Annotated in this window: 14 protein-coding genes and 2 rRNA genes; 14 read left to right on the top strand and 2 right to left on the bottom strand. The window is 42.0% G+C overall.

Translation table 11 applies throughout. The annotated features are described in order from the left end of the window. From DWB64_RS05800 to DWB64_RS05790, 3 genes are all read left to right on the top strand, one after another. Nucleotides 1-92: ribosomal RNA gene (locus DWB64_RS05800) — 23S ribosomal RNA — on the top strand; the annotation flags it as partial. Nucleotides 93-139: 47 nt separating this feature from the next. Next, nucleotides 140-256, top strand: a 5S ribosomal RNA gene (gene rrf, locus DWB64_RS05795). A 457-nt stretch (nucleotides 257-713) separates the two neighbouring features. Further along, nucleotides 714-2,615 carry a BMP family ABC transporter substrate-binding protein gene (locus tag DWB64_RS05790; protein ID WP_129487253.1) on the top strand — a complete coding sequence of 634 codons (1,902 nt, stop codon included), beginning with the start codon at nucleotides 714-716 and terminating at the stop codon, nucleotides 2,613-2,615. On the opposite strand, the gene DWB64_RS05785 is transcribed toward DWB64_RS05790, so the two are convergent. Together DWB64_RS05785 and DWB64_RS05780 are read right to left on the bottom strand one after the other, a co-directional pair. Further along, nucleotides 2,608-3,198 carry a metallophosphoesterase family protein gene (locus DWB64_RS05785; protein ID WP_129487252.1) on the bottom strand — a complete coding sequence of 197 codons (591 nt, stop codon included), beginning with the start codon at nucleotides 3,196-3,198 and terminating at the stop codon, nucleotides 2,608-2,610. The two genes, DWB64_RS05790 and DWB64_RS05785, sit on opposite strands and share 8 nt — an antisense overlap. A gap of 118 nt (nucleotides 3,199-3,316) precedes the next feature. Continuing rightward, nucleotides 3,317-4,501: an MFS transporter gene (locus tag DWB64_RS05780; protein WP_164980256.1), complete on the bottom strand. Its 1,185-nt coding sequence runs from the start codon at nucleotides 4,499-4,501 to the stop codon at nucleotides 3,317-3,319. Nucleotides 4,502-4,652: 151 nt separating this feature from the next. Here DWB64_RS05780 and DWB64_RS05775 point away from each other — a divergent pair, with 151 nt between their 5' ends. From DWB64_RS05775 to DWB64_RS05720, 11 genes are all read left to right on the top strand, one after another. Next, on the top strand, nucleotides 4,653-5,126 hold the full coding sequence (locus DWB64_RS05775) for an LURP-one-related/scramblase family protein (RefSeq protein WP_129487250.1): 474 nt from the start codon (nucleotides 4,653-4,655) through the stop codon (nucleotides 5,124-5,126). Nucleotides 5,127-5,134: 8 nt separating this feature from the next. After that, nucleotides 5,135-5,971 (top strand): PhzF family phenazine biosynthesis protein, encoded by an 837-nt coding sequence (locus tag DWB64_RS05770; RefSeq protein ID WP_129487249.1) that lies wholly within the window; start codon nucleotides 5,135-5,137, stop codon nucleotides 5,969-5,971. 104 nt (nucleotides 5,972-6,075) lie between these two features. Further along, a complete protein-coding gene (locus DWB64_RS05765) occupies nucleotides 6,076-6,501 on the top strand; it encodes a hypothetical protein (protein ID WP_129487248.1) in 426 nt (141 codons plus the stop codon). 132 nt (nucleotides 6,502-6,633) lie between these two features. After that, nucleotides 6,634-7,326 (top strand): response regulator transcription factor, encoded by a 693-nt coding sequence (locus tag DWB64_RS05760; protein WP_129487266.1) that lies wholly within the window; start codon nucleotides 6,634-6,636, stop codon nucleotides 7,324-7,326. Continuing rightward, nucleotides 7,313-8,869 carry a cell wall metabolism sensor histidine kinase WalK gene (locus tag DWB64_RS05755; protein ID WP_129487247.1) on the top strand — a complete coding sequence of 519 codons (1,557 nt, stop codon included), beginning with the start codon at nucleotides 7,313-7,315 and terminating at the stop codon, nucleotides 8,867-8,869. Before DWB64_RS05760 ends, DWB64_RS05755 begins: the two co-directional genes overlap by 14 nt. Nucleotides 8,870-9,325: 456 nt before the next feature. Further along, nucleotides 9,326-9,979 carry a GntR family transcriptional regulator gene (locus DWB64_RS05750; RefSeq protein WP_206736648.1) on the top strand — a complete coding sequence of 218 codons (654 nt, stop codon included), beginning with the start codon at nucleotides 9,326-9,328 and terminating at the stop codon, nucleotides 9,977-9,979. Between the two features lie 219 nt (nucleotides 9,980-10,198). Next, nucleotides 10,199-11,110, top strand: coding sequence for a quinolinate synthase NadA (nadA, locus tag DWB64_RS05745; protein WP_129487245.1), 912 nt, complete (start codon nucleotides 10,199-10,201; stop codon nucleotides 11,108-11,110). Between the two features lie 9 nt (nucleotides 11,111-11,119). After that, nucleotides 11,120-12,646 (top strand): L-aspartate oxidase, encoded by a 1,527-nt coding sequence (gene nadB / locus DWB64_RS05740; protein ID WP_129487244.1) that lies wholly within the window; start codon nucleotides 11,120-11,122, stop codon nucleotides 12,644-12,646. A gap of 1 nt (nucleotide 12,647) precedes the next feature. Continuing rightward, nucleotides 12,648-13,487 carry a carboxylating nicotinate-nucleotide diphosphorylase gene (gene nadC, locus DWB64_RS05735; protein ID WP_243118951.1) on the top strand — a complete coding sequence of 280 codons (840 nt, stop codon included), beginning with the start codon at nucleotides 12,648-12,650 and terminating at the stop codon, nucleotides 13,485-13,487. 567 nt (nucleotides 13,488-14,054) lie between these two features. Further along, complete coding sequence (gene murI, locus DWB64_RS05725; RefSeq protein ID WP_129487242.1) at nucleotides 14,055-14,831, top strand: glutamate racemase; 777 nt, start codon at nucleotides 14,055-14,057, stop codon at nucleotides 14,829-14,831. Beyond that, a complete protein-coding gene (locus DWB64_RS05720; protein WP_129487241.1) occupies nucleotides 14,828-15,067 on the top strand; it encodes a hypothetical protein in 240 nt (79 codons plus the stop codon). The genes murI and DWB64_RS05720 overlap by 4 nt, the downstream gene beginning before the upstream one ends.

Genomic DNA, 15,067 nt, shown 5'->3' with positions numbered 1-15,067 from the left:
ACCCCTTGTAGACCACAAGGTTGATAGGTCTGAGGTGTAAGTGCAGCAATGCATTCAGCTGACAGATACTAATAGGTCGAGGTCTTGACCCAAAATGTGATTATATGAAGTTTTGATTTTGCAAAGCCAAAATCAAAGATTAGGTGACGATGGCAAGAGGGATACACCCGTTCCCATCTCGAACACGGAAGTTAAGTCTCTTAGCGTCGAAAATACTTGCCGGGCAGCTGGCTGGGAAGATAGAACGTTGCCTATTTAAAAAGACACATCAGTTTATAACTGGTGTGTTTTTTCGTATGTACAGAATGATTTATTGGACAGCAACGATCTTTTGTTCCCAGTGGCCGGTCCGTGAACAAAGTACGTTCACTTCCACCGGTTGCGAGTAAAAAACACTCGCAAGGATAGAACGTTGCCTATTTGAAAAAGACACATCAGTTTAACTGGTGTGTTTTTTCGTTTTTGGTAAAAGGGGTTGGAGAGACCTTATCTGGGGTCGGGCTCCGTGAACTCTGCCCGTGAATAAAAAGATTTCACTTTCAGCCCCCACGAACAAAATGAACGAAGTTAGTTCATTTTGTTCGTGGTACCCACAGGTTATACATAAAACTGTGTATAACTCGATTCTTTTTCATAGTCATCCACAAGATTTTGTGACAATTGTGAGGTACGTTTTAGGGGATTAGGTATATAATTATTGTGGAGGTATTTTTATGATTGATGTGCATGCTATTGAGGAATATTCCAAAGCGGTCAGTTTGGCTAAGAAATCATATCAGAGATCTAAGGCTCAAGGTGAATCGGGGCATTTGACTGCTCTTGACGGTTTACTGAAGGAGATTGATATCATATCCACTGTTCATTTGGGTACGATGAATATTTTGCTAAAAAAAGTAAAGGGGACCTATACAAAGGGTCGCCGTATGACATTTGCTAAAAACTTTATGCCACTTGAATCCAGAACCAGTGAATTTGCGACAAAGTGGATCGCATTATGCGAGGCGCATCTGACAGAAGGTATAAGGGATCCTATCAAGGTCTATGAATATATGGGTTTCTATTATGTGATGGAAGGAAACAAGCGCGTTAGCGTCTTGAAATACTATGATGCGGTTTCGATAGATGCGGATGTGACAAGAATTGTTCCAAAATACGATGAGGAGAGCGAACTTCATCAGATCTATTATGCCTATATGTCATTCTATCAGGTGACAGGACTACATCAGCTTTGGTTTTCCAAGAAATCCAGATTCGGTAGGCTGCTTAGGTATTTAGAAAAGTTTGAAGCGCCTGCGGACCAAGAAAAGTTCGTTTACTTTTATCGACGTATCTATGAGCCGTTCAGATCGAAGTATTTGGCTGATGGTGGCGGCAAGTTGGAAAATACGACTGCAGATGCCTTTATTCTTTATGCCCAGTTCTACGGAGTTAAGGAGAGCACTTACGAGGAACTTTCTGAAACAATGCCGAGATTGATAAAGGAGCTTAGTGCTTATGGAGATCCCGATGCGATAGATATTTCTGTGGATGATGATATACAGGAGCCCCCATCTATCATTTCTCCAATCAACATGCTCTTAAAGCCCTTTAAGAAATTGAGAGTGGCCTTCATTTATGCGAGAACGATTGAGAAGTCTGGATGGACGTATTCCCACGAACTAGGAAGACAGCACGTTGAATCGATTTTTGGTTCTCAAGTGACGACTGCTTTTGTTGAAAATGTACCGGAGGATGACAGCGCTTACGATGTGATCAAAGGCTTGGCTGAGGAAAACTATGATGTCATCTTCACCACTTCTGAAATATTCATGAAGGCGACGATGAGATGTGCGATGGAGAATCCGACGGTCAAGTTCTTCAACTGCTCTGAAAGTAGACCCTTTGTGCACATGAGCAACTATTTCGGAAGAACATATGAGCCAAGATTTTTGACCGGAATGATAGCAGGCAGTATGACGAAAACGGATATCATTGGTTATGCGGCGACCAGTCCCACATCAGAAGTGATTGCGGGAATAAACGCCTTTACCTTAGGAGCTAAGATGGTTAATCCGAGGGCTATCGTACAGGTCGCATGGACTAACGATTGGAACCATCCGGAGAAGACTAAAGTAAACGAACAGCTGGCTGCTCTTGGTGCAGATATCATCAACAATAAGACCTTGGCTGTTCCTAGAGAAGAGACTTGGAAGTATGGTGTGTATGCGATGCTTTGTGAAGTGGATCCTGTGACAAGGCTACCGAAGACTTATCTGGCATCCCCTATCTGGCATTGGGGAGTTTTCTATGAAAAAATCATCAACAGTATTCTCAGTGGAACCTACCGTGCGGTGACTAATCTGTACAATGATAATCCAAAGTTGATCAATTACTGGTGGGGACTCGCATCTGGTGCCTTAGACATCTATCTGAATAAGTCAAAGGTTCCTGCGGATACGGTAAAACTGGTGGAGCTGATGAAAAAAATGATGATTCAGGACATGTTCCATCCGTTTACAGGACCGATTTATGATAGTAAGGGAGTAATAAAAGTAGAGAGTGATGATACACTCTCTGTAGATGAAATCTTGAATATGGACTGGTTTGTCGACGGTGTGATCACACATTCTACTTGATTTCGACGATGGTGTGTTTAAATCCATTGATTATGGTTGTGTTTTCAAATTGAAGTTGTCTTGGCTGTCTTCCATAGTTAAGATGATTATGTCCATGGAAGTGATATTTTGGAGCATGCTTTTTTAGAATTCGATTGAAGACCTTAAATCCTCTGTGGACATATTGGTCTGGCTGGTCGCCTAACTCATATGCGGGAGCATGGGTAACTAGGATATCGACCCCTTTAATAAGTATTCTGGGGAGCATTCTGAAGTATCTCAGCCACATCTGAAAGTCAGTGTACTGAAACTCACCCTTTCGATATCTTCTGCATCCCCCGATGCCCGCAATGTTGAGTCCCAAAGTTGTGATCAGCTGGTCGTCGATAGAGATACAACCGCCTGGCGGCGTCTTGATATAGTGTTCATCGTGGTTGCCGTGAACATAATAGATTGGCAGATTGCTGATACTGGCAATATACTCAAGATAACTGCTTTTGAGATCTCCGCATGAGATGACAAATGAAATATCCTGCAGATTGCTTTTAAAATATTGGGTTGTTAGAATTGGCGACTCTTCATCGCTTATCAGGAGTATTTTCATTTGAACACCTCTTGGTTGATGAGTCAATTATATCAAATTTGAGCCTGCATGGCATTGTAGGCTTTAGAGAACTTTTATAGCATTTCTATGATAGCAAGAGAAAGTAATAGACAAGCGATCACTTCGCTGACCCTATTGCTTTTTTTTGTAGTCTTTTTATGGTATAGCTCATGAACAGTGTGGCGATCAGTAAGGTAGCGGCAAGTGTCAGGTGTGTTTTGTAAACATCAAGAGAATCCTTAACAAGGCCGAACAAAGGCATGAAGACCGCAGCACAGAGGTTTGACATGAGACTGACGATAGAGAGCACGGTAGCTCTTTTGTCACTCGCAGTATGTTTGTTGACGTACTTGTCTACGACGGGTTTAAAGAGCCCCCTATTGGCTTGCTGCAAGAAGATACCCATCACTCCTATCGCATGTGTGACTGTGCCGAGGATGGCGAAGGATACCACCATCATAAGATTCATCACAACCATTGTGCGGCCTCTTGTCGCTTTTATAAACAGGTGATTGTATCTTGAGCTGATCGCGGCGATGATGTTGAATAGGAAGAACATTAAGCCATAGTAGACGACATTGATGTCCACTGCCACGAAATATGGGGTATAAAACCAAAATGCTGTCTTTGAAAAAGTGATATAGACACAGGCAAATAGTATGACCGCAATTATCTTTTTTTGACTTGCGACATGACTGAAGCTTGATTTCATCTGATCATAGTAGCCAAGACCGTGTTTAGAAGTTTTTCCATGAATCGGCGGTTCGCTGAAAAAGAGACACACAAGACCGTTTAAGGCGACGAATACGGTAGCTGCGATAAATGGAAGATGTGGATCATAGCTGTACATCACACCGGCCAAAAGGGATGCTACCGCCTGTGTGATATAAAGGTTGGAGTGTCCCTTTCCTGCGATGCGCTGGTAATCCGATTCCCTTTCGAGGCTGAGCATCGTGTCGTATAAAAGCGCCGAATCGGTTCCGCTCTTAAGGGAGAGTCCTAGGGCGAACAGAATCTCTGATAATGCGAGTGGAAGGAAGCTTTTACCGAAAATAAGGAGCAGCATGGCCAAAAATCGAAAAACGGTTCCAAGAATCAGACTGTTTTTTCTGCCGAACTTATCGGCGGTGGCCCCTGTCGGAACTTCGGTGATAAAGATAGCGATGCTGAAAATGGATTGTAGCGCTAGGATTTCTGTAAAAGAAAAGCCTTTACTGAGCAGGTAGATGACGATCACAGGTCCTATGAAGAGAAGGTCGCTGAGCGCGTAGTATAGGTAGTAAAGCCTGATATTCTTTTTCATGGGTACGATCTCCTTTTTAATAATGGTTTTTATGATACTCAAATGTATTTGGCTTGTCAACAAAATATAAAAAACCTTTTGAATTGTCATACACTTGTTATATTCAAAATTGTGGTAAAATAAACGTATACAAACAAAATGGAGATGGCAGATGATCTATGAGATTGAAAAACATATACCGGGACTGCAGAATACAATCGACATATTTGATGAAGACGGAGAAACAATTTACTATATGGATAGTAAACTCTTCCTCGGCCAGCGGTTGATGACCCTTTATTCCGATGAGGATGAGAAAATAGCTGAAATCAAGAGAGTCATACCAAGTTTTGAACCGAAATTTCAGGTGATCATAGATGGAGAAGTCTTTGGAGAGTTGACAAAAGAGTTTTCTTTTTTTGATGCGAGAGTCCATATCATTTCTGAGTATGGAGCCATTATCTCCGAGGGGGATATAATCAACCTGGACTTTAGGTTGAAAGATATGGAGGATCGGGTAATTGCGATTGTCGATGACCTAATGACTGAGGATGAAGACACATATGGCGTAGAAATTGCTGAGGATGCGGATGATGAGTTTATTCTATGTCTGCTGATTATTATGGATGTCTTACTGAATGAATAGGAGCTGTGATGAAAGTCTATACTGTGTTTGCATTTACGCATGGCAACTTGGGTGGCAATGCGGCTGGGGTGTGTTTAGTGGATGATGGGATCGACGCAAGCGAGATGCTTAGGATTGCAGCTGAGGTCGCTTATTCTGAAACCGCGTTTGTAAGAAGGCTGAGTGAAAGCAGATTTCATATCGATTATTTCACACCGACAGAGCAGGTGGAATTATGCGGACATGCGACCATCGCTTCATTTTTCTTCTTGAAGGAAAGCGTGGGACTGTGTGATGGAAATTACCGTCTGTCGACAAGATCCTATGATCTTACAGTGGCAATTGAAGGTGATATAATCCATATGGAACAGCCTAAAGCCATCTTCGGCAGAGGTGTACCTTCAGATGAGATCGCCCTGTCGCTTGGAATATGTGAAAGTGAGCTACTGGAAAATCCTAAAATAAGGGCGGTGAGTACCGGCATCATGGACTTGATGGTCGGTGTCGATTCTAAGGATACGCTAAAGAAAATCATACCGGATTTTGATAAGATCAGAAAGATCAGCGAAAGTTACGAGGTGGGCGGCTACCATGTTTACGCACTCACAGAAGGAGATTATACAGCCTATGTCAGAAATTTCGCGCCGATACTCGGGATAGATGAGGAGTCGGCGACAGGTACATCAAACTGCGCCTTATCCGCACTGCTTCGTGAAAACGGACGGGTGGAGGATGTGTTTCGGTTTCATCAGGGGATGTGGATGAACGCCCCTTCCGATATCATTACAAAATATGATAGCGATAAGGATTCCTATTGGGTAGGTGGAAGTGGAAAGATAGATCGGGCTCTCACGTTCAAATTCTAAGGAGTATCTAATTTTATTTTAAACTGATTTACACAAGCGTTTAATGACAATTGGATATGATGTAACTATCAAATGACAAGTAGAACTTGAAAGGATGGTTATCTATGCATATCACAATTGAGCAAGTGGAAAGAATTAAAAATAGAATGGCGGTTACTTACAAAGAAGCGAAAGAAGCACTTGAGAGAACGGATGGAAACGAACTTGAGGCAATGATCCTTCTTGAAGGAAGCGGGCACTCAAAGCAAGGTGCAAAATCCACAGCTAAGGCTGGATTTGAGAAATTTTCGCAAGGAGCAGTCGACGTGTTTAAACAACTGCATGCGATCAATTTCTGTATGACGAAAGAGGGTAAACTTATTATTGGATTGCCACTCACAGTCATTTTAGCCCTATCGCTCTTTATGATGCCGATTCTAATGATCGGTCTAGTCGTCGGCTGGGCTACCGGGTATCAGTTCGAAGTGAAGGTGCCTTCTAGAAAAGAAAATGTGGTAGTGGAAGAAGTTCAAAATCACGACAACAAGTAACGATAATTGGAAATTTAAAGATTACTGATGAATCGTCTTGGCCAATTGTTGGAATGCTTATTTGATTCCGACATTGGTCCTTTGTCGTGTTATAATAAACGAAAATAATTTAAGCGGTCAAGGGGTGGAATGATGGAGACGAAACATCGAATTCTCATTATTGAAGACGAAGAAAAGATAACACGCTTTTTACAGTTGGAACTAGAATACGAAGGCTATGAGGTCGCAATCTGCTACGATGGAAAAGAAGGTCTGGATTACTACAAAGAACATAGTGCCGATCTGATCCTTCTTGATGTGATGATGCCAAGAATGAATGGTATGGAAGTTTGCAGAAGGGTTAGACAGTTCAGTGATGTACCTATCATCATGCTTACTGCGAAAGACGATACAATGGATAAGGTGACTGGACTTGATACCGGTGCGGACGATTATGTCACAAAACCTTTTGCGATTGAAGAACTGCTTGCAAGGATGCGTGCGCATCTTAAAAAAGGTAGAGGTGAGCAAACTCCCAAAAATCAACTTCTCGTAAAAAATGTACTGCTCGATATCGATAAGCACATCGTAACCTATCAAGGGCAAATCATCGAACTCACGAAAAAAGAGTTCGACCTGCTGCGATTTTTGATGGCCAATAAGAACATCGTCATCTCGCGCGAAAAGATTTTGGAAGAGGTATGGGGTTACGATTTCATAGGAGATACGAATGTCGTAGATGTTTATATTCGTTACCTACGTTCCAAAATCGATGATGTATTCGACTTTAAACTCATTCACACCGTGAGAGGGGTAGGTTATACAATTAAAGATGAAAACTTCTAAAAAAACCGAACGTAAAAAATCGCGTTTTTTGGTGTTGATTTCTACTGTTTTTAAGAGGATTGCCATCGCTGTAGGTCTATTGATAAAATATATCGCTCTATTACCAGTCCGGTTACTGATGCTTCTTTTGAATAAACTCGGCAATCTTTTTAGATTCTCGTTGACCTTTAAAATCAGTCTGATCTACACGATGCTCGTATTAGTTGTGCTAATCGTTTTTAATGCGAGTCTGATCAGTTTCTTTAAGTATTTTATGGTGGATACGGAGACCAGCGCTTTGGTTCAAACGCGTATAAGGGTACTCAACATTGTTCATGAAGATGAACTGATCGATGCCGATCATTTAAGTGTTGTCGCCAGTGAAGACAATGTGATCATCAATGTTCTTGATGAGAACACCGAAAACGTCTACTCGACAGATAGCTTGTTAAAGCCCGTGAAATACAATTTGACCAGCAATATTCCCGTGCTTCTTAAGATCAACGAGGAGCGGTACCTGGTGGCGTCCGCAAAAACAAAGGTTGGAGATACCTATTATTATATTCAACTGATCAAGGACGTGGGTAGCCTATATGAAAATGTATACTCCCTTATAGTCATCGGAGTCATTTTGACCATCATCTTCATTTTGGCCATCGCCGCTATCGGATCTAGGATCAGTAAGAACCTACTGGATCCGATCACGACGATGACGGGGCAGGTTAAAGCGATTTCGATAAAAAATCTGGACAGAAGGTTGGATGTCACAGATGCTAAAGACGAGCTTAAGGATTTGGCCATGCAGTTTAACAGCATGCTCGACCATATTGAGGATGCCTACGGCAAGCAAAACCAATTCGTATCTGATGCCTCACATGAACTGAGAACACCAATCAGCGTTATCAACGGTTATGTCGGTATGCTCGATAGGTGGGGAAAACGGGATGAGGCGATTCTGGATGAATCGATCCAAGCCATCAAAGGTGAGACGATTCAGATGAAAGAACTGATAGAAAAACTGCTTTTCCTTGCTAGAAGCGACCGCAACAAGATCGAAATGGAAATTGAGCGTGTCGACTTGAACGAGCTGATGGAAGAGATATGTAGAGAAACACGAATGATCGATTCGAAACACGATATTGTTTGTGATGTCGAAGGTGAGTCGATGATTTATGGCAATAACAAGCTTATCAAGCAGATGATACGCATATTTATCGAAAACGCCATCAAGTTCACAGAGGAATCCAAACAGATCACATTGATGATGCGCGTGGTTGGCGATCGGACGATGTTGGCTGTAAAGGATGCCGGTATCGGTATTCCCAAAGAGGATATCGCAAAGATCTTTGACAGGTTCTACCGTGCGGACAAGTCCAGGACAAAATCCAGTGGCGGAAGCGGACTTGGCTTATCTATTGCTAAATGGATTATCGATCAGCACGGCGCAGAGGTGAAGGTATTCAGCGAGCTGAATGTTGGAACCAAGGTTGAGATCTGGTTTAATGAACGTGTAAGTCTTGTTGATGAAGAAGAAGTCAACTCGCTTGATCTGGATAGGGAATAACACATTGCAATCTGCGATGTGTTTTTTTTTGAATTAAGGATCTGTATCATAGCCAATTGAAGCGAATGATGGTGAAATTGCAGAATTGCACTTTGAGGGTCTACATTAAATGGCGCAGAGGATCAAAATAGAGAGTATGATAGTTCGGAAACTAAATAAAGTGCAAGGTTTCATTTAATACTTGCAAAAAATAAAAATGAACATTTTGTATTTTTTTCTGTACAATGACTAACAGCACCCCCTTCGTAGAGGTGAAGAATTTCTGATGTGGAGATTCACAAATTGTCGGGTGCAAGTATACTTTCATTTTTACTAAAAATTCATATATTTATGCATTTTTTGATGCGTAATCATTTGACTTATGGGTTAAAAAACTATAGAATTAAGTTGCAAATTCAGTGCCTTGAGCACTTTACATTCGATGAATATGATAGTGCAGACTTGGAGGTCTCACCCGTGGACTTATTTGACCAGAAAAAAGAGAATAAATCATTAACTTCGATTATATTTGATCGTATTAGAGAAGACATTTTAAATGATCAGTATATCACAGGTGACAAAATCGTAGAGGCGAAACTTGCCGAAGAACTCGGAGTAAGCAGAACACCGGTTAGGGAAGCTTTAAAGCAGTTGGAACTTGACGGTCTAGTTGAAAACATTCCAAATAGAGGTGTCGTAGTCAAAGGAATCTCTAAGCAGGATATCACCGATATCTATACTATTCGTCAGGCGATTGAAGGAATTGCTGCGACCTGGTGTATTGAACGGATCAGCCAGAGTGAGATCGATGAACTCAAAGAGCTGTTTGAACTGATGGAATTTTACACGTTTAAGAAAGACGTCGACAAGATATCTGAGTTGAATACGAAATTCCATGAGGTAATCTACCACTCGACAAAGAGCAGATATCTGGAACATGTGTTAAAAGATTTTCAAATATTCATTAAGTCCACTAGAAATAAATCACTGAAATCAAAAGGTAGACTTGAAGAGGCACTTGAAGAGCATAGAATCATTTTAGATGCCATCATGGCAAAGGATATTGAAGCTGCTAAGGCTGGTATAAACCACCATGTCGATAAATCAAAAGCAAACGCACAACTTGTTTAAGTCAAGGTTGTAGATGAAAATCTACAACCTTTTTTGTTGTTAACTCTTTAACAAAATCACGAACATTATGCGGGATTTAGGCAAGCTTCTTTACAAATTGTTCGGTTGAAACTCATTCAAAATAAGGGTACAATAGTTTAGACTGTATTCGGGAGAAAGACAAAGTAGTTGTCTTATAATCACAATTAGGCTCAAGTGGCCTATTAAAAGGAGTTCATCATGGATCAACAACAAATGATCAACGAAATCATGCGTCTAAAGGAAGAGCGCAACGCCGTTATACTTGCGCATAATTATCAAGTGCCGGAAGTACAAGACATCGCCGATATCGTCGGTGATTCATTGAAACTGTCACAAGAAGCTGCAGACACTACTGCGGATGTTATTGTCTTTTGTGGAGTGCATTTTATGGCAGAAAGCGCAAAAATACTTTCGCCTGCTAAAAAGGTTCTGTTACCTGTGCTGGATGCCGGATGTCCTATGGCGGATATGATCACTGGAGAAGAACTAAGAGCCTTTAAGGCGAAGCATCCAGGAGTTCCTGTTGTATGTTATGTCAATTCTTCGGCAGAAGTTAAAGCGGAGTGTGATGTCACCTGCACATCGTCAAATGCGCTTAATGTTGTAAAATCACTTAACGCGAAAAAAGTGATCTTCGCACCGGATAGAAATCTGGGTTCCTATATCGATTCGCTTTTACCTGAAGTGGAAATCATAAATTGGGATGGCTTTTGCATCACTCATGAACGGGTAAATGAAAGTGAGATCATCGCTGTCAAAGAAGCGATGCCTGATGTGAAGGTACTTGTTCATCCGGAATGTAATCCTGCGGTCGTGCAACATGCCGATTATACGGGTTCTACAGCTCAAATTATAAGTTATGTCAAAGGCTCCGAAGATGAGGCGTTTATCATCGGTACGGAGATGGGAATATTACATGCGCTAAAAAAACAAAATCCTACGAAAAAGTTTTATATGCTCTCGCCTTCTTTGATCTGCGCGAACATGAAAAAGACTTCTTTAAAGGATGTGTACTTGGCACTCAAAAATGACAAACATATCATCGAGGTAGATGAGGAGACCAGACTTCTTGCGACGGAAGCACTTAGTAAAATGGTTGCTACAAACTAGAGGAATATAATGGGAAGATATTTAATACCTTTGAACCTGTTTGAGAATACAATTGAATACGATGTCATTATCGTCGGTACAGGTATTGCCGGCCTATATACCGCGTTGTCGCTACCAAGTTCCCTTAAAGTGGCACTAGTCAGTAAATCCACTTTTGAAGAAAACAATTCCAATCTTGCACAGGGTGGTATTGCTGCAACGTTGGATTTGGACGGAAGAAAAGGTCATATAGATGACACCCTTGAAGCAGGGTGTCATTTTAACAATCCTGTGGCGGTCGACATGATGGTCAGTGAAGGGAAAAAGCATATCGATAAGCTGTGTGAAATCGGTGTGACTTTTGATCGTGATTCTGAGGGAAGACTTCTGGTGACAAGAGAAGGCGGACATAACGAAAGACGAGTGCTGCATGTCAAAGATGCAACCGGCAAGGAGATCATCAGAGCGCTTAAGGAGCATGTCAGCGGTTTGGAGCATATCACTACGATGACTGAAACGACCATGGTGGACTTAGTGGATTGTGAAGAGGGGATATGTGGGATCACGGTCTTAAGTGGTGGTAGCAAGCTTATGATGAAAGCTCCTTCTGTTGTGCTTGCAACAGGAGGAATAGGACATATCTATCCGCATACCACTAATTCGCCATCTGTAACGGGAGACGGTATCGCCGCTGCCATACGGGCGGGAGCCGAGGTAAGGGATATGGAAATGATTCAATTTCACCCAACGGCTTTTTATCAGGATCAGACTGATAAAAGGTTTCTAATCTCTGAAGCGGTTAGGGGAGAAGGTGCTATTCTGAGAAATGAGGCGGGTGTGGCCTTTATGGAGAACAAACATCCCCTAAAGGACCTTGCGCCTAGGGATATCGTGGCGAGGGCGATACTGGATGAAATTGAACGATCCAGCATCGAATACGTATTTTTGGATGTCACCCACCTGGACCCCATGTATATCAAGACACGTTTTCCGATGATTTACGATACTTGTCTTAAGATGGGTATCGATTTGACAAAAGACCTGGTACCGGTTAGACCGGTTGAACACTACTTCATGGGTGGAATCCATACGGACCTTGAGGGTATAACATCGCTAGATGGACTATATGCAGTGGGTGAAACAGCCTGTACAGGAGTACATGGAGCTAATCGACTGGCGAGCAACTCCTTACTCGAAGGTCTGGTGTTCGGATATCGTGCGGCACAAGCGATCGCCGCTTCGAATAGAGTGATACAAGGGACGGTTCTAGCTGAGGAACGTAGCCATAAGCTACTGGATGAAAAGGAGTGCATGTACCTGAAAGGCAGTATTCAGGATTTACTGGTACATCACGCGTTTATTTATAGAAAAGCGTCAGACTTGAGAAATGCCTTGTTTACCATTGAGGAATTGGAAAAGAAGTATTCGGAATATGATGCGGATACGTTGAAGGGGATAGGCGTACTGAACATGCTGGTTTGCGCAAAAGCAATATTCAAGGCGGCGTTCAGCCGAAAAGAGAGTTTGGGTTCACACCAGTTACTAAAGGAGAATTGAGATGCTGAATACGTTTATTATTGAAGCTGCACTGAAGAACGCCTTTATCGAAGATAACCATTATATCGATGTGACTTCTGATATGCTGATAGAGAAACATCTACAGGCGACTGGCCTGATGACCTCTAAAGCGGATGGCATCATCTGTGGAACAGAAGTTGTGGATCAGGCGTTTTTACTCTTGGATCCGAGTGCGAAAATCACCTGGTATGTGGGTGAAGGCGAAGCGGTAGTTGTCGGACAAGAATTGATGAAAGTGGATGGCGATGCCAGAGCCTTGCTCAAAGCGGAAAGAATCGCACTCAACTTCATGCAGCGCATGTGTGGAATAGCAACGATGACGAAGTCTTTCGTTGAGGCCCTTGATAATCCACTGGTCAAACTTGTCGATACGAGAAAGACCACACCTTTATTCAGACCCTTTGAAAAGTATAGCGTATTCATAGGAGGCGCATGCAATCACCGTTACAACTTATCTGACGCTGTCATGATCAAGGATAATCATATCCTTGTATGCGGTGGAATAAGGCAGGCGGTTGATAAAGCGAGAAAAATGCTGGGGCACACGATCAAGATAGAAGTTGAAGTTGAGTCATTGGATCAATTGAAAGAAGCGATCGAAGCGAATGCGGATATCATCATGCTTGATAACATGAGCACTGAAATGATAAGGGAAGCGGTCGCTATCAATGCGAAAAGAGCGATTCTCGAGGTTTCTGGCAATGTTACAATCGATCGGTTGAATGAACTTGGAAAAACTGGAATCGATGTGATTTCGTCAGGTGCGTTGACTCACTCTTATCCGGTGATGGATATTAGTTTTAACATCATTTTGGACTAAAGTTCAGCGATAAACGAAAACGAGCGGATCTTCGCTCGTTTTTTTATTATCTCCTTGTTACCATAAGTTATACACAAAACGTGGATAACCTGTGGATTAAATTGGGGAAGTCTCCGTTTGTATGCCTTATTTTGTGATAATTTTGGCTTTATAGGCCCCGCATTCGTTTCCTGAGGACCGTTTGACGACGATGCTTGGTATTTGCATAGACTTGAAACCGAAATATCTACAGCCATGTGGACGCTGTGGTTCCCAAGTTACAAAGTAATAGGCACACCTTTTGCAGTTAACTGTTGGCAACTTATCCACCACCTCTTAATAACTTGTTGATAAGTAAAGCTTTCTGAATTATCTAAGATTGCTTATTCAGGCTGACTTTTACGTAATGGTTGAAAATACACGATTCTATCTCCATGTGGTTGTGTATAACAAAAGGTAACAAGACAAACATCATGGATTATGTGCATAATTGTGTTGATAATATGTATTTTAACCAGTTTTATTGGTCTTGTCAAAATTGCAGTATGGTTTATACTTAAAAGGTAAAAGATAAGGGAGGGGATAAGGGTGAAGAGTAATAAATGTGCGCCAATCGGTGTGTTCGATTCAGGACTTGGCGGAGTTAGCGTCGTAAACACGATTAGGAAAATACTGCCCAATGAGAATATAATCTATTATGGCGACAGCAAGCACGCCCCGTATGGACCACAGACAGTAGAACAGGTGATTGGACATTCACAGAGGATTGTCGAGTATTTTATAACGTTGGGGGTCAAGGCTGTGGTGATAGCCTGCAATACGGCGACAAGCGCTGCCGCGTCCCATCTTCGTAACCAGTATGAATTGCCAATCATCGGTATGGAACCTGCTCTTAAACCAGCCGCTCTCGCCCATCCCGGTGGCCATATCGCAGTCCTTGCCACTGAGATGACGCTTAGGGAGTCTAAATTTGAAAAGTTGATGGATCAATATTTGGATGAGGTGACCATTATCAAATGTCCCACTCCGGAGTTTGTCGAACTGGTGGAAAGTCAGAAGGTGACCTATCAAGAGGTTTATCGCATCTTGGATCAGGTCATTTCAAAAGAGGAACGTAATCAAATTAGCGGCGTTGTTCTAGGTTGCACGCATTTCATTTTTTTAAAGCAAACAATCAGCGCGTATTTCAATCATACCGTCAATATCTATGACGGTAACCTGGGCACATCCTTTCATTTAAAGCGGACCTTACAAGACTTGGATCTTTTATGTGATGATGCAGGTAAAGGCAGTGTGACGATTGAGAATTCGGCAGGAGAGCAAATGGTTGAATTAGCCACAGAGCTGTTGGAGAAGGATATATGATTAATCTGCAAAACATAAAACACTTGACCGGTAAAATTGAAGAACTGCTGGAAAGTGAGGACTTCACACCCATAGAGGTTGTCATCATCAGGCAGAAGTATCTTGATGGCAATCAGAAGCTGGATGTCAGAAGAATGTCCAGGGAGTTCCATAAACCGATGAAACACATTGTCAGAGATATTGAAAAACTGGATAAAAAACTTTACAATTTGCTAAAAAAGGCAGTGGTCGAATGA

The organism is Fusibacter sp. A1 (assembly GCF_004125825.1).
GTDB lineage: Bacteria > Bacillota > Clostridia > Peptostreptococcales > Acidaminobacteraceae > QQWI01.
This window is presented reverse-complemented; position numbering and strand designations above follow the sequence as displayed.

Coding starts and splice junctions, on each gene's coding strand:
- DWB64_RS05790 (WP_129487253.1), top strand. CDS start 714: ATGATTGATGTGCATGCTATTGAGGAATATTCCAAAGCGGTCAGTTTG.
- DWB64_RS05785 (WP_129487252.1), bottom strand. CDS start 3,198: ATGAAAATACTCCTGATAAGCGATGAAGAGTCGCCAATTCTAACAACC.
- DWB64_RS05780 (WP_164980256.1), bottom strand. CDS start 4,501: ATGAAAAAGAATATCAGGCTTTACTACCTATACTACGCGCTCAGCGAC.
- DWB64_RS05775 (WP_129487250.1), top strand. CDS start 4,653: ATGATCTATGAGATTGAAAAACATATACCGGGACTGCAGAATACAATC.
- DWB64_RS05770 (WP_129487249.1), top strand. CDS start 5,135: ATGAAAGTCTATACTGTGTTTGCATTTACGCATGGCAACTTGGGTGGC.
- DWB64_RS05765 (WP_129487248.1), top strand. CDS start 6,076: ATGCATATCACAATTGAGCAAGTGGAAAGAATTAAAAATAGAATGGCG.
- DWB64_RS05760 (WP_129487266.1), top strand. CDS start 6,634: ATGGAGACGAAACATCGAATTCTCATTATTGAAGACGAAGAAAAGATA.
- DWB64_RS05755 (WP_129487247.1), top strand. CDS start 7,313: ATGAAAACTTCTAAAAAAACCGAACGTAAAAAATCGCGTTTTTTGGTG.
- nadA (WP_129487245.1), top strand. CDS start 10,199: ATGGATCAACAACAAATGATCAACGAAATCATGCGTCTAAAGGAAGAG.
- nadB (WP_129487244.1), top strand. CDS start 11,120: ATGGGAAGATATTTAATACCTTTGAACCTGTTTGAGAATACAATTGAA.
- nadC (WP_243118951.1), top strand. CDS start 12,648: ATGCTGAATACGTTTATTATTGAAGCTGCACTGAAGAACGCCTTTATC.
- DWB64_RS05720 (WP_129487241.1), top strand. CDS start 14,828: ATGATTAATCTGCAAAACATAAAACACTTGACCGGTAAAATTGAAGAA.